The organism is Streptomyces tatrensis (genome assembly GCF_049310065.1).
GTDB lineage: Bacteria > Actinomycetota > Actinomycetes > Streptomycetales > Streptomycetaceae > Streptomyces.
In genome coordinates this window covers 1,280,732-1,294,611 of the sequence record NZ_JBMDLB010000011.1, presented here as the reverse complement: position 1 = coordinate 1,294,611, position 13,880 = coordinate 1,280,732, and the positions used below count along the sequence as shown (strand labels likewise).

Annotated in this window: 12 protein-coding genes; 7 read left to right on the top strand and 5 right to left on the bottom strand. The window is 70.2% G+C overall.

Annotation, left to right across the window (positions count from 1 at the left end):
* Positions 1 to 274: 274 nt before the first annotated feature.
* The 7 genes from ACODT5_RS21435 (at position 275) to ACODT5_RS21405 (ending at position 9,191) form a co-directional block, all read left to right on the top strand.
* Complete coding sequence (locus tag ACODT5_RS21435) at positions 275 to 1,258, top strand: LacI family DNA-binding transcriptional regulator (protein WP_422520932.1); 984 nt, start codon at positions 275 to 277, stop codon at positions 1,256 to 1,258.
* Positions 1,259 to 1,715: 457 nt separating this feature from the next.
* The gene (locus ACODT5_RS21430) at positions 1,716 to 2,642 is read left to right on the top strand and encodes a carbohydrate ABC transporter permease (RefSeq protein ID WP_422520931.1); all 927 of its coding nucleotides are present in this window, start codon (positions 1,716 to 1,718) and stop codon (positions 2,640 to 2,642) included.
* 4 nt (positions 2,643 to 2,646) lie between these two features.
* A complete protein-coding gene (locus ACODT5_RS21425) occupies positions 2,647 to 3,600 on the top strand; it encodes a carbohydrate ABC transporter permease (RefSeq protein WP_422520930.1) in 954 nt (317 codons plus the stop codon).
* Positions 3,601 to 3,683: 83 nt separating this feature from the next.
* Positions 3,684 to 5,018: an ABC transporter substrate-binding protein gene (locus ACODT5_RS21420; protein ID WP_422520929.1), complete on the top strand. Its 1,335-nt coding sequence runs from the start codon at positions 3,684 to 3,686 to the stop codon at positions 5,016 to 5,018.
* A 396-nt stretch (positions 5,019 to 5,414) separates the two neighbouring features.
* Positions 5,415 to 6,458, top strand: a complete 1,044-nt coding sequence (locus ACODT5_RS21415) for a substrate-binding domain-containing protein (protein ID WP_422520928.1) — start codon at positions 5,415 to 5,417, stop codon at positions 6,456 to 6,458.
* Between the two features lie 103 nt (positions 6,459 to 6,561).
* Positions 6,562 to 8,154, top strand: a complete 1,593-nt coding sequence (locus tag ACODT5_RS21410; protein ID WP_422520927.1) for a sugar ABC transporter ATP-binding protein — start codon at positions 6,562 to 6,564, stop codon at positions 8,152 to 8,154.
* A complete protein-coding gene (locus ACODT5_RS21405; RefSeq protein WP_422520926.1) occupies positions 8,151 to 9,191 on the top strand; it encodes an ABC transporter permease in 1,041 nt (346 codons plus the stop codon). Before ACODT5_RS21410 ends, ACODT5_RS21405 begins: the two co-directional genes overlap by 4 nt.
* Before the next feature lie 96 nt (positions 9,192 to 9,287).
* On the opposite strand, the gene dgoD is transcribed toward ACODT5_RS21405, so the two are convergent.
* The 5 genes from dgoD to ACODT5_RS21380 all read right to left on the bottom strand — a co-directional run bounded on the left by dgoD (position 9,288) and on the right by ACODT5_RS21380 (position 13,763).
* The gene (dgoD, locus tag ACODT5_RS21400) at positions 9,288 to 10,433 is read right to left on the bottom strand and encodes a galactonate dehydratase (protein WP_422520925.1); all 1,146 of its coding nucleotides are present in this window, start codon (positions 10,431 to 10,433) and stop codon (positions 9,288 to 9,290) included.
* Positions 10,430 to 11,182, bottom strand: coding sequence for an SDR family NAD(P)-dependent oxidoreductase (locus ACODT5_RS21395; RefSeq protein WP_422520924.1), 753 nt, complete (start codon positions 11,180 to 11,182; stop codon positions 10,430 to 10,432). The genes dgoD and ACODT5_RS21395 overlap by 4 nt, the downstream gene beginning before the upstream one ends.
* Positions 11,183 to 11,245: 63 nt before the next feature.
* Positions 11,246 to 12,187 carry a sugar kinase gene (locus tag ACODT5_RS21390; protein ID WP_422520923.1) on the bottom strand — a complete coding sequence of 314 codons (942 nt, stop codon included), beginning with the start codon at positions 12,185 to 12,187 and terminating at the stop codon, positions 11,246 to 11,248.
* The gene (locus ACODT5_RS21385; RefSeq protein ID WP_422520922.1) at positions 12,184 to 12,810 is read right to left on the bottom strand and encodes a bifunctional 4-hydroxy-2-oxoglutarate aldolase/2-dehydro-3-deoxy-phosphogluconate aldolase; all 627 of its coding nucleotides are present in this window, start codon (positions 12,808 to 12,810) and stop codon (positions 12,184 to 12,186) included. Before ACODT5_RS21385 ends, ACODT5_RS21390 begins: the two co-directional genes overlap by 4 nt.
* Positions 12,807 to 13,763 (bottom strand): SMP-30/gluconolactonase/LRE family protein, encoded by a 957-nt coding sequence (locus ACODT5_RS21380; RefSeq protein ID WP_422520921.1) that lies wholly within the window; start codon positions 13,761 to 13,763, stop codon positions 12,807 to 12,809. Before ACODT5_RS21380 ends, ACODT5_RS21385 begins: the two co-directional genes overlap by 4 nt.
* Positions 13,764 to 13,880: the final 117 nt, after the last annotated feature.

Genomic DNA, 13,880 nt, shown 5'->3' with positions numbered 1-13,880 from the left:
GAGAGGACCGGTCGTTCAGACGGTGTGGAGCACCGTGATCTCCGTAATGTTTTCGTAAACACGGTGTAGCCGGAAGTTTCGGAGGAGCCTGGGAGCCTGTCAAGGATTCGGACGAAAGAGGCCAGGGTTTTGACCGGGGGACCCTGTTTGCGTCAACATGACTTGATGGGGCGCGTCAGCGTGCGTCCTCGAGGCCTCGCGGAGGGGACGGTCGAACGTGGCGGACAAGGCAACGCGAACGCCCCGCTCGCGCCCACCCCGCAAGTGGCCCTCCATGGCGGAGGTCGCGGCGCGAGCCGGAGTCTCCTCGCAGACGGTCTCGCGCGTGGCCAACAACCACGACAACGTCGACGAGGCCACGCGTGCGAAGGTGCTGGCCGCGATGCAGGAGCTCGGCTACCGCCCCAACGCGGCGGCGCGCGCGCTGGTCACCGGCAAGTTCGGTGCGATCGGCGTGGTCAGCTTCGACGTGGGCGCGCACGGCAACGCCCGCACGCTCGGTGCCATCGCGGACGCGGCGCGGGAGGCGGGCTTCTCGGTCAACTTCATGGGTATCCGGGCGCAGACCGAAGCCGCTGTGCGGCAGGCCTTCCGGCACCTCATGCTGCAGTCGGTCGACGGCATCGTGCTGGTCGAATCGCAGATGCTCGACACGCCGTCGCTGCACCTGCCTCCCACGATGCCGGTGGTGGTCGCGGACGGCGACACCGGGCACGAGTACCCGAACGTCGACTTCGACCAGGCCCGCGGCACCCAGAGCGTGGTCGGCCACCTGCTGGAGCTCGGGCACCGGACCGTTTACCACGTCAGCGGCCCACGCGACTCCTTCGCCGCCCGGCGGCGCGCCGAAGCCTGGGAGCGCACCCTCGTCGCGGCCGGCGCCCCGGTACGGCCGACGCTGTACGGGGACTGGACGGCCGAGTCCGGCTACCTGGCGGGGCGGACGCTCGCGCAGATCCCCGACGCCACGGCGGTGTTCGCGGCGAACGACCAGATGGCGCTGGGCGTCCTGCGCGCCATGCACGAAGCAGGGCGGTCCGTGCCGGGCGACATCAGCGTGGCGGGCTTCGACGACGTTCCCGAGGCCCCCTTCTTCGAGCCGCCGCTCACCACGGTGCACCAGGACTTCGACGTGGTGGGGCGGCACTGCGTGACCCTGCTGCTGGAACAGATCGAACGCCGCGGCAACGGCCCCCGGCGACTCGCGGTGGAACCCACCCTCGTGGTGCGGGCCAGCACGGCGCCTCCGCCCGCCTGACGGATTCCGTCGTTCACCTAGCCGCCGCGGCCGGATCGCGTGCGGCCGTCGGCGCGTGCCCTCGGGACGGGACGATGCGCTCTCCGTCGCGCCGGTAAGCCGAGCTCCTCTCCCCGCCACCTCCAGCTCCCGGGGTGGGGGCGCAGACATATCGGTCGAGTCCCACTGCCTCCGTTCCCACCTGCGGTTTTCTCTCACCACCCTCGCGAGGACGGCGAGTCCGTGCGGCCGCCGCGACCGGATGAGTCCGCGAACCGCCGGCATTCATCACCTGAATTCCGCCTCTTCGCTACCTCTTTGTGCTTGACGCCCATCTGGGGGTGGTGCAGCATCAAGCCATCGCGATGATTACGTAAACATCGACTCATCGGCCCGGACCTCTTCCAGCCTTCCGGCCCGGAGATCCTGCTTCCCCGCTCCGTTCCCGACCGGTCGGTCACCGACGCAAGGAACCACCATGACGCTCCTGTCGACGTCAGCGCAGGCGGCCCCGCCGCCCCGCCGCCGAGCGCGCTCCCGCCTCCGCAAGGAGGCCTTGACCGGATGGGGATTCGCCGGCCCGTTCGTCGCGGTCTTCGGCCTGGTGTTCCTCGCGCCGATCGGATACGCCCTGTACCTGAGCCTCTTCAAGGACCGGCTCATCGGCGGCACCTCCTTCGTCGGACTCGACAACTACGGCGAGGCGCTCACCGACCCGCGCTTCTGGGACGGACTGGCCCGGGTGGGCCTGTTCCTCCTGGTCCAGGTGCCGGTCATGCTCGGCATCGCCCTGCTCGTCGCCCTCGCGATCGACAGCGGCCGGCTCTACGGCAAGAGCTTCTTCCGCGTGGCGGTCTTCCTGCCGTACGCGGTTCCCGCTGTCGTCGCCAGCCTCATCTGGGGCTTCATGTACGGCACGCGCTTCGGCCTCGTCGGCAACATCAACGACGCGTTCGGGGTCACACTGCCCGACCCGCTGTCTCCCTCGCTGGTCCTCGCGTCCATCGGCAACATCGTGACCTGGGAGTTCGTCGGCTACAACATGCTGATCTTCTACTCGGCGCTCAAGGTCGTGCCCCGCTCGCTCTACGAGGCCGCGGCGATCGACGGGGCGGGGGAGTGGCGCGTCGTGACCTCGGTCAAACTGCCGGCGATCCGCAGCGCGCTCGTCATCGCCACGATCTTCTCGATCATCGGCAGCTTCCAGCTGTTCAACGAGCCGAGCATCCTCCAGAAGCTCGCCCCCAACGCGATCACCAGCGACTTCACCCCGAACCTCTACACCTACTCGCTGTCCTTCGCGGGCCAGCAGCACAACTACGCGGCGACCGTGGCCATCGTGATGGGTGTGATCACCGCGATCATCGCCTACGCGGTCCAGCTGCGCGGCATGCGGAAGGGCTGAGCCGATGACCACCTCCCTCGCGACGACGGCGTCCCCTACGAGCTCCGCCCCGGCGACAGCCTCGGCTGCCGCACCGGCGGCCGGGCGCCGCAAGCGCCGCCCGCACACCCCGCTCAACCCTCGGCCCAGCATCCCGCTGACCGTCGTCACCGGCCTGGTCCTCGTCTACACCCTGCTCCCTCTCGGGTGGCTCCTCATCAACGCCACCAAGGATCAGAACGGACTGCTCGACTCCTTCGGCCTCTGGTTCGCCGACGACACACACTTCTGGGACAACATCACCCGCACCCTCACGTACGACGACGGCGTCTTCGTCCGCTGGCTGCTCAACACCCTGCTGTACGTCGCCGCCGGCGCGGGCGGCGCCACGGTCCTGGCCGTCCTCGGCGGGTACGCCCTCGCCAAGTACGAGTTCCCGGGCCGCCGGGCGGTCTTCGCGGTGGTCCTCGGGGCCGTGGCCGTGCCCGGCACCGCGCTCGCGGTCCCCACCTTCCTGATGTTCAGCAACATGGGCTTGACCAACACTCCCTGGGCGGTGATCATCCCGTCCCTGATCTCGCCCTTCGGGCTCTACCTGATGTGGGTCTTCGCCGCCGAGGCGGTTCCCACCGAGCTCCTGGAGGCCGCGCGCATCGACGGCGCGGGCGAGCTGCGCACCTTCTTCACGATCGCGCTGCCGCTGCTCATGCCGGGCACCGTCACGGTGCTGCTGTTCTCGATGGTCGCGACCTGGAACAACTACTTCCTGCCGCTGATCATGATCAAGGACCCCGACTGGTACCCGCTGACGCTCGGCCTCAACGCCTGGAACGCGCAAGCCCAGACGGCCGGCGGCGAGGCCGTCTTCGACCTCATCATCACCGGCTCCCTGCTGACGATCGTCCCGATCGTCGCGGTCTTCCTGCTGCTCCAGCGGTTCTGGCAGTCCGGCCTGGCCGCCGGCAGCGTCAAGGAATGACTGCCCCACCCCCGGCCTCCCTCCCGTCACGGCTCTCCGCCCATCCGCACGCCCTCCCGCACCACCGACCAGGAGCACACCCCATGAGAACTCGCACCACCCGCAGACTCCTCGGCGCGCTCGCCGCCGTCTCCGTACTCGCCCTCACCGCCACGGCCTGCGGCTCCGACGCCTCGGACGGTGCCGGCGGCGGCCCGAAGGACATCAAGGCCGCACTGGAGAAGGGTGGCAAGGTGACGGTGTGGGCCTGGGAACCCACGCTCAAGAAGGTCGCGGAGGACTTCGAGGAGAAGTACCCCAAGGTCGATGTCGAGCTGGTCAACGCCGGCACCGGCGACAAGCAGTACACCGCCCTGCAGAACGCGATAGCGGCCGGCTCCGGCGCTCCCGACGTGGCGCAGGTCGAGTACTACGCCCTCGGCCAGTTCGCCATCGGCGAGTCGGTCGAGGACCTGTCCTCCTACGGAGCCCAGAAGTACGGCACGAGCTTCACCCTCGGCCCGTGGAACGCGGTCACCGACGGCAAGGCCATCCACGCCCTGCCCATGGACTCCGGTCCGATGGCGTTCTTCTACAACAAGCAGGTCTTTGACAAGCACGGCATCAACGTGCCGACCACCTGGGACGAGTACGTGGAGGCGGCCCGCGCTCTCCACAAGGCCGACCCCAAGATCTTCATCACGAACGACACGGGCGACGCCGGTGCCACCACCAGCCTCATCTGGCAGGCCGGTGGCCGCCCGTACAAGACGAACGGCACGGCCGTCACCGTGAACTTCGGCGACGAGGGAACCAAGACGTTCACCGCCACCTGGCAGAAGCTCCTCGACGAGAAGCTGGTCGCGCCGATCAGCTCCTGGAGCGACGCCTGGTACAAGGGTCTGGCCGACGGTTCCATCGCCACCCTCTCCATCGGTGCCTGGATGCCGGCCAACCTCGCGTCCGGCGTCGCCTCCGCCTCCGGCGACTGGCGGGTCGCCCCGCTGCCGCAGTGGACGAAGGGCGCCAAGGTGAGCGCGGAGAACGGCGGCAGCTCGCTCGCCGTTCCGAAGGCCTCCAAGAACAAGGAACTCGCCTACGCCTTCACGGAGTTCGTGACCACGGGCGCCGGGGCGAGCGCCCGCGTCGCCGAGGGGGCCTTCCCGGCCACCAGTGCCGACCTGGAGTCGCCGGCGTTCCTCGACGCCCCGTTCCCGTACTTCGGCGGCCAGAAGGCCAACCAGATCTTCGCCGAGTCCGCCCGTAATGTCGGCGTCGACTGGAACTACCTGCCCTACCAGGTGTACGCGAACTCGGTCTTCAACGACACCGCCGGAAAGGCCTACGTCTCCCCGACCAAGCTCTCCGACGGCCTGAAGGCCTGGCAGGACGCGAGCGTCAAGTACGGAAAGGACCAGGGCTTCACCGTCAACCAGTAGGCGCGTTCACGGCTCCGGTCTCCCCGCGAGGGGCGGCCGGAGCCGCACGGGTGCAGATGATGGTGGTTTCTGTTCGGTTCTCCGAGTCAAGCATTGTCATGGCCATGACCTACGGCGATGCGGTTCAACTCGGCTGCAATCTGGGCTATTTGAGATTCAGCGGTCGGATATTACGGACGCATCTCGGCCTTGCCGTAGTCCTTGACGGTGCGGGCGATGCGTTGTGTCATGGAGCTTAGCGTTTGAGTTTGTTTGATTTTGATGGATTGTGATGCTCAGGTGAGGCGCCCCGCGCCTCCCGGCCCGTCCCCCTCCTCCCTCCCTCTCTCCTCCCTCTCCGACCGGCCCCGCACGCCCCCGGGCGCGGCGGTTGCCGCATGCATCAAGGAGCCCCCTATGTTCCGATCCGCCCCCCGCCGCGCGGCTGCCGCCACCGGTCTTCTCGTCACGCTCGGACTGAGCGCGGCCTGCTCGTCCGGCCAGACGGCGCGCTCCACCGGAGACCAGGTCGCCAAGGTCGACGGCAAGATCTCGATCACGTATCTCCAGAAGCAGGGCGACCAGGAGTACTTCATCGGCGAGGCCGCCGGTGCGAAGGCGAAGGCCGCGGAGCTTGGCATCGACCTCAAGGTCGTCAACCTGGGCAACGACGCCAACAAGACCGTCAGCGAGGTACAGGCGGCGATCGCCCAGAAGACGAACGGCGTCATCATCGTCGTGCCGGACCCGGCAGTCGGTCCGCAGGTCATCGAGACCGCCAAGGACGGAAAGGTCGCACTCCTGACCTCCGATGACCAGATCTGCTCCACCGGCCCGGACCCGGCCGCCTGTGGCAAGAGCGACCTGGTCCCCCGGATCGGGTTCAGCGGCGCCCAGATGGGTGAGGAGGTCGGCAAGCGTGCCGCCGCCGAGTTCAAGAAGGCCGGCTGGACGGCCGCCGACACCCGGGTCGCCGCGGCCTGGAAGCAGGACGTGACCGTCTGCGGTGACCGGGTCGCGGCTGCGAAGAAGGCATTCGATGCGGCCGTTCCCGGCGTGAAGTCCATCGACGTCCCCACCGACAACACGCCCACCGGCGCCCAGGACAAGATGGCCGCCACGGTCACCGCCAACGCGGGCGTGAAGAACTGGGTGGTCTGGGGCTGCAACGACGAGAACGTGATGGGCGGTGTCACCGCGCTGGCCAACGCCGGAGTCGGCCCCGACCACGTCGTCGGAGTGGGCCTGGGCGCTTACCTGGCCTGCAAGGAGTGGCAGTCGGACAAGTCGTCCGGAATGAAGGCCGCGCTGTTCATCAACGGCAAGGACGTCGGCGCCCTGGCCGTCCAGACCATGTACGACAAGCTCAAGAACGGCAAGGACTTCCCCGCCGAGGCCTTCGCCCCGACCACCATGGTCGACCGGGACTCGTGGAAGAGCGCCGGACTCACCTGCGGCTGAGTGCTCCCGCTCCCCGACGCGTCGGACATCCCCCCGGAGGGGCCCGACGCGTCGGGGCCACTCCCCACCACGCCTGCACTCTGCCTTCGAGGTGAACCGAGACATGAGCCCATCGCATCACCCGGCCTCCGCCGCAGGATTCCCTGACGGCCCGCCACCCGCGGGATCCCCCTCCTCGTCCGTCGGGGTGCGCGGAATCGTCAAACGCTTCGGCGAGGTGCGGGCGCTCAGCGGCGTCACGCTCGACTTCCCCGCCGGACAGGTCACCGCTCTGATGGGCGAGAACGGTGCGGGAAAGTCCACGCTGCTGAAGATCCTCACCGGCGACCACCAGCCCACCGAGGGTCAGGTGGTCGTCGACGCGGAGCCCGTCGCGCTCGACTCCCCGGCCCGCGCACACGCCGCCGGCATCAGGATCATCCCCCAGGAACCCGAGATCGTCCCGCACGTCTCGGTCGCGGAGAACGTCTACGCCGGGGCCCTGCCCCGCAAGCGGGGGCGCCTCCTGGACCGGGCGGAGCTCAACCGGCGGATCAGGGCCGACCTCGACCGTCTGGGCTTCGCGCACGTGCTCGACCCGGACCTGATCGGATCCCAGCTCACCCCGGCCCAGCGGCAGTTGGTAGAGATCATGCGCGCGCTGACCGGTGACACCACCGCCCGGCTGATCGCGTTCGACGAGCCCACGTCCTCCCTGTCGGAGCACGAGGTCGACGCACTGTTCGCGCTCATCCGGCGACTGCGCGACGAGGGCATCGCGATCGTGTACGTATCGCACCGCATGCAGGAGATCTTCCAACTCGCCGACCGCATCGCGGTCCTTCGCGACGGCAGCCTCGTCGATGTCCAGGACGCCCGGACCACGGACGAGAGCGAGCTCGTCCGCCTGATGGTGGGACGCGATCTGTCCGCCATGTTCGTACGGCAGCGGGTCGCCACGGACCGGCTGGTCCTCGACGTCCAGAACCTGACGACCGACGACGTGTCCGACATCTCGCTGCGCGTGCACGCCGGTGAAGTCGTCGGCCTGGCGGGCCTGATCGGAGCCGGCCGCTCCGAACTCGCCCTGGCGCTCGCGGGCGACCGGCCCGTCCTCGCCGGCACCGCCACGCTGGACGGGGTGACGCTGCGCAGCGGCCGACCGGGGGACGTCATCCGCGCCGGACTCGGTCTCGCACCCGAGGAGCGCAAGGCGCAGGCCCTGTTCCTCCGGCAGTCCGTCAAGGACAACGCCTCCCTCGTCGTACTGGACCGGCTGCGGCGCTTCCGGTTCGTACGGCGGACGGCCGAACGCCGGCTCGCCCAGGAGTTCTCCGACCGGCTCAGGGTGCGCACCCCATCGATCGACCACGAGGTGCGCAAGCTGTCGGGCGGCAACCAGCAGAAGGTCGTGCTGGCCCGGTGGCTGGCCCGTAAACCGAAGGTGCTGATCCTCGACGAGCCGACCCGTGGCATCGACGTCGGCGCGAAGGCGGAGATCTACCAGATCATCGCCGACCTTGCCGCCGAGGGCGTCGCGGTGCTGGTCATCTCCTCCGAACTCCCCGAACTCCTCGGCCTCGCCGACCGGATCGTCGTCATGCAGGGCGGCCGGATCACCGGCGAACTCGACCGCAGCGAAGCCACCGAAGCAGCCATCCTCGAACTCGCCATGGCCGACGACATCGTCGGCTCCGGCGCCGGAGCCTCATCATGACCCTCACCAGCACTCCCGTACCGGCTGCGAAGAGCCCCCGGGGCCGCGACGGCCGCGCTTCGCGCAGGCCCAGGTTCCTGGCCGGCGTCGACGGCCAAAACATCAGCCTCATCGGCGCACTCGTCGTCGTCCTCGCCCTGTTCGGACTTCTCAACGACAACTACCTGAGCCTGTCCAACATGCAGGTGATCGCCGAAGCGGCGACCATCACCGGGCTGCTCGCCGTAGTGCAGACCGTGGTCATCATCTGCGGCGGACTCGACATCTCGGTCGGCTCGCAGGTCGGCGTCGCGTCCGTCGTCAGCGCCATGGTCTTCACCACGACGGGTTCGGGCGCCTTCCTCGGAATGGCCGCCGCTGTCGGCGTCGGCGTTCTCGTCGGTGCGCTGAACGGCCTGGTCATCGTCTACGGACGGGTCAACCCCACCATCGCCACGCTGGCCGGCCTCGCCGCCTACAAGGGCCTGGCCCAGCTGCTGTCCGACGGCCGCGCCCAGGGGTACGTACTCAACGACGCCGTCTTCGTCTTCCTGGGGCGCGGCAAGATCGCCGGAATTCCGGCCATGGTCTGGATCCTGATCGTCGTGGCCGCGACGGTGCACCTGCTGCTCAAGTACACCGACATCGGGCGCAACCTCTACGCGATCGGCGGCAACGACACCGCCGCACGACTGGCCGGCATCAGCATCAACAAGTACCTGATCTGCGTCTACACCCTGATCGGCGTGGTGGCCGCAGTGGCCGGCATCCTGCTGACGGCTCGTACGGGCTCCGGTCAGCCGGTCTCCGGCAGCGAAGGCCTCGAACTGAAGGCCATCACCGCCGCGGCGCTCGGCGGCGCCGCCCTCAAGGGCGGCAAGGGCGGCATCGGTGGCACCCTCCTCGCGGTGGCGCTGCTCGGCTGCCTGGAGAACGGTCTGACCGTCGAGGGCATCAACACCTTCTGGCAGAACGTCGCCCAGGGCGCGCTGCTGGTCATCGCAGTCGTCATCCAGCAGCGCCGCAGCGGCGAACGCGCGGTCGGCCTTCCCCACTGAAAGCCTTTTCCCCGAGTCCGGCGCCGCTCACCGCGGCGCCGGACTCGCGTGTTACCGGCGGGAGACGATGCGATCCGTCGGGTCAGCGCAGTTCGGTCACCACTCGGCCTGGGAGCCGTCGTCGCGGCGCCAGATCGGGTTGCGCCAGCGGTGACCTTGCTCGGCGGCGCGTTCGACTGCCTTCTCGTCGATCTCGATGCCCAGGCCGGGGGCTGTCGGGAGGCCGACGTGGCCGTCCTCGTAGCGGAAGACCGACGGGTCGACGAGGTAGTCGAGGAGGTCGGAGCCGTCGTTGTAGTGGATGCCGAGGCTCTGCTCCTGGATCAGGAGGTTGGGTGTCGCGAAGCCGACCTGGAGGCAGGCGGCCAGCGCGATCGGACCGAGCGGGCAGTGCGGGGCCAGCGAGACGTCGTACGCCTCCGCCATCGCCGCGATGCGCCGGACCTCGGAGATGCCGCCGGCGTGGGACAGGTCGGGCTGGGCGACGGCCACGCCCGCCGCGAGCACGCTCTTGAAGTCCCAGCGTGAGTAGAGGCGTTCACCCGTGGCGATCGGGATGCTGGTGGACCGTACGACCTCGCCGATGCGGTCGCTCAGTTCCGGCACCACCGGTTCCTCGACGAAGAGGGGGAGGAACTCCTCCAGCAGGGGCAGGACGCGACGCGCCATGGGGAGCGTGAGCCGGCCGTGGAAGTCGACGGCGATGTCGAAACCGTTGCCGACCTCCGCGCGGACGCTCGCCACCCGGTCGACGATGTCGTGCACGGCCTCGGGGGTATCGATCAGGCGCAGCTGCGCCGACGCGTTCATCTTGATCGCGGTGAAGCCCTCGTCCCGGCGGGCCGCCGCCTCCTCGGCGACGTCGGTCGGGCGATCGCCGCCGATCCAGCTGTAGACCCGGACGCGATCGCGGACGTTGCCCCCGAGCAGCTGCCACACCGGGACGCCCATCGCCTTGCCCGCGATGTCCCACAGGGCCTGGTCGATGCCCGCCACCGCGCTGGAGAGCACGGGACCGCCACGGTAGAAACCACCCTTGGTGAGGACCTGCCAGTGGTCCTCGATGCGCAGCGGGTCCCTGCCGATCAGGTAGTCGGAGAGTTCGTCGACGGCGGCGGCGACGGTGTGCGCCCGGCCTTCGACGACGGGTTCGCCCCAGCCGGTGATGCCCTCGTCGGTGTCGATGCGCAGGAAGCACCAGCGCGGGGCCACCAGGTACGTACGCAGGGAGGTGATCTTCACTTGGACTCCTTCTTGACGGCCCAGCCACCGTCCACGGTCAGGCTCGTTCCGGTGATGTACGAGGCCTCGTCGGAGGCCAGGAAGACGACTGCGGCGGCCACCTCTTCGGGGCGGCCGAGCCGGGAGAGGACGGTGGCCCGGGCGGACAGTTCGCGGCCGTCCTCCGCGACGCCGTCCCAGGTCTCGGTGAGGATCGGCCCCGGCAGTACGGAGTTGAAGCGCACGTCGGGGCCGTATTCGACGGCGAGCTGGCGTACGAGTGCGCACATGCCGCCCTTGGCCGCCGCGTACGCCGGATAGCCGGGCAGGCCGAACAGCGCGTGCACGCTGGACGTGGCGACGAAGGAGCCCCGGGTGGCGCGCAGGTCGCCGAGGAACGTGCGGACCGCGAAGTAGACCGCCGTGAGGTTGACGGACATCTCGCGGTTCCAGTCGGCGGGGGCGAGCTCGTGGACCGGGGCGTCGCGGTGCGCGAAGGCGTTGCTGTGGACGACGTCCGCGGGCCCGAACAGCTCGTGCGTCCGTTCGCGGAGGGCGGTCCACTGCTGTTCGTCGGAGACGTCGCAGGGGACGAACGCGGCACGGCCGCCGCGGTCGCGGATCGTCTCCGCGAGGGTCTCGCCCGCCTGCACGGCGATGTCGGCGAGGACGACGGCCGCGCCTTCGGAGGCGAGGCGGGAGGCGACGGCGGCGCCGATGCCGGAGGAAGCGCCGGTGACGACGGCGGTCCTCCCGTGGAAACGGTTCATGGTGTGGTTCCTGTGTGGTGGAGGGGAGAGGGGAGTCCGGACGGGCACGTCAGCACGGGGAGGTCAGCGGGTCACGTCGTCGCCGTGGACGAGGGCGAGTTCGGCCCGGCGGGGCAGGCCCTCCCAGTCGCCGTGCGCCGCGACGGTGAACGCGCCGCACGCCGCGCCGGTCCGCAGCCGGTCGGGGACCGTGCCGCCGTCGAGGAGTGCGGCGAGGTAGCCGGCGACGAAGGCGTCGCCGGCACCGATGGGGTCGACGGGCGTGACGGGGACGACGCCCTGGGGGGTCACCTCGTCGCCGACGGCGGCGAGGGCGCCCCGCGAGCCGAGTTTGAGCACGGCCTCGCGGGGACCGAGGCGCAGCAGCGCACGTGCCATCCCGCCGGGGTCCGCAGCGGGGACGACGAGCGAGGCTTCCTCCGGACCGGCGAAGACGACGTCCGACCGGGAGACGAGATGGGCCAGTTCGGCGGCCGCCTCCGTACGGGACCACAGCAGCGAGCGGTAGTTGAGGTCCAGGCTGACCGTGACGCCGGCCGCGCGGGCGAGGTCGACGGCCCTTCGGACCGCCGCCCGGGGGCCGTCGCCGAGCGCGGGCGTGATGCCCGTGACGTGCAGGACGCGTGCCCCGGCGACCAGTTCCTCGTCGATGTCCTGCGGCACCAGGCGGGAGCCGGCCATCCCGCGCCGGTAGTAGCCGACGCGCGTGTGGTCCGCGGTGCGGCGCTCCCTCAGCATCAGCCCGGTCGGTTCGGTGCCGTCGCGGACGACGCGGCTGATGTCGACCTCCTCGGCGCGCAGTCCGTCGAGGATCATCGTGCCGCCGGCGTCGTCGCCCACCCGGCCGGTCCAGGAGGTGCTGTGGCCGAGGCGGCGGACACCGATCGCGACCGTGGCCTCCGCGCCGGCGAAGGCGAGACGTGCGGGTGAGCCGCTGCGCAGCGGCCCGGGGTCGGTCGCGGCGACCACGAGCATCGCCTCGCCGAGGGTGACGAGCGCGGTCATCGGCCGATCGCCTCCAGCAGGCCGGCGGTCCGGTCGCGCAGGGCTTCCAGGCTGCCGCCTTCGCAGGCGTCACCGACCAGGGGACTGCCCATGCCGAGGGCGGTGGCGCCGGCGGCGAGGTAGCCGGCGGCCTGGTCGAGCGCGATGCCGCCGGTCGGGACGAGCGGTATCGCTCCGAGGGGTGCGCGTACGGCCTTCACGTACTCCGGTCCGCCGACCGAGGCCGGGAACAGCTTGACCATGGCGGCACCGGCTTGCCACACGGACAGGATCTCGCTCGCCGTGAACGCTCCGGCCAGTACCGGGACGCCGAGCAGTCGTCCCTCGGCGATGACGTCCAGGCAGGTCGCCGGGGTGATGAGGTAGGTGGCGCCCGCGTCCACCGCCTGCTGGGCGTCGGCCGGGGTGATGACCGTGCCGGCGCCGAGGGCCAGTCCGTCGGGCTTGGCCGCCGCGTACTCGCGCAGCGCCGCCAGGACGCCCGGGGTGGTGAGCGTGAACTCGATGGTGCGCACCCCGGTGGCGTGGAGGGTGTCGGCGACGTCGGCGAAGTGCCGGGCCGTGCCGGAGCGGAGGATGGCGATCACCGGGGTGGCGGTGACGGTGTCGAACAGGTCCGTCATGACGGGGCTCCCTGTTGATCGTGGGCGGTCGTGGGGCCGGACGCGGGCGCGTCGGCGAAGGGGGCGATCGGCAGCCCGGTGGCGCCCGGCCGGCAGACGAACAGCCGTCCGGCGTCCGGTTCGGCGCGCAGTTGCTCGGGCCCGCGCCCTTCGCGGGCGGTGGTGATGACCAGGACGTCGAGGTCGGGTCCGGCGAAGGCACAGCTGGAGACGTGTGCGGCGGGTACGTCGACGACGCCGTGCGGCGTTCCGTCCGGGGCAAAGGCCCTGACCTGGCCGGCGCCCCAGACCGCGACCCACACGCGGCCCTCGGTGTCCACCGCGAGCCCGTCCGGTTCTTCGCCCGCTCCGAAGCGGGCGAAGGGACGACGGTCGCCGAGTGCGCCGGACAGCGGCTCGTAGTCGAAGACGTCGACGCGGTGCGTCGCGCTGTCGGCGAAGTAGAGCCGGCGTCCGTCGGGGCTCCAGCCGAGGCCGTTGGAGATGGTCACCGAGTCGAGGAGGGTGGTGACGCTGCCGTCCGGGTCGAGGCGGTACAGGGAGCCCGCGCCGGGGGTGATGTCGTACGCCATGCTCCCGGCCAGCAGCCGGCCCCGCGGGTCGCATTTGGCGTCGTTCATCCGGCGCCGCACGCCGTCGGAGGGGAGGGAAGGGGCAGTGAGAGGGGCGGCGCGGCCCGTCGCGCCGATGGTGAGGAAGCCGGTACCCGCGGCGGCGACCAGGTCGCCGGACGCGCAGGGCGCCACGGCTCCGACCGGCCGGTCGAGGGTGAGGGTGCACAGGGGTGCCACGTCGGGCAGCCCGCTGCCGTCGGCGCGGGCGACGAGGCCGCCGCGGTGGATCAGGCCGGCGGTGATGTCGACCCAGAGGAGTTCTTGTCGGTGCGTGTCCCAGACCGGCCCTTCGGACAGGAGTCCGGGCTCGGGGGCGCAGGGCACCGCGGTCCATTGCATGTCGTTGCTCCTTGTCAGTTGGGGCCAAACTCTAGGACTTCGTCTAACCCATGTAAATACTCTTCCTCCACTACCTGGAATAAGCTCGTGCGACCACTCGCCACATCTCGATCACTC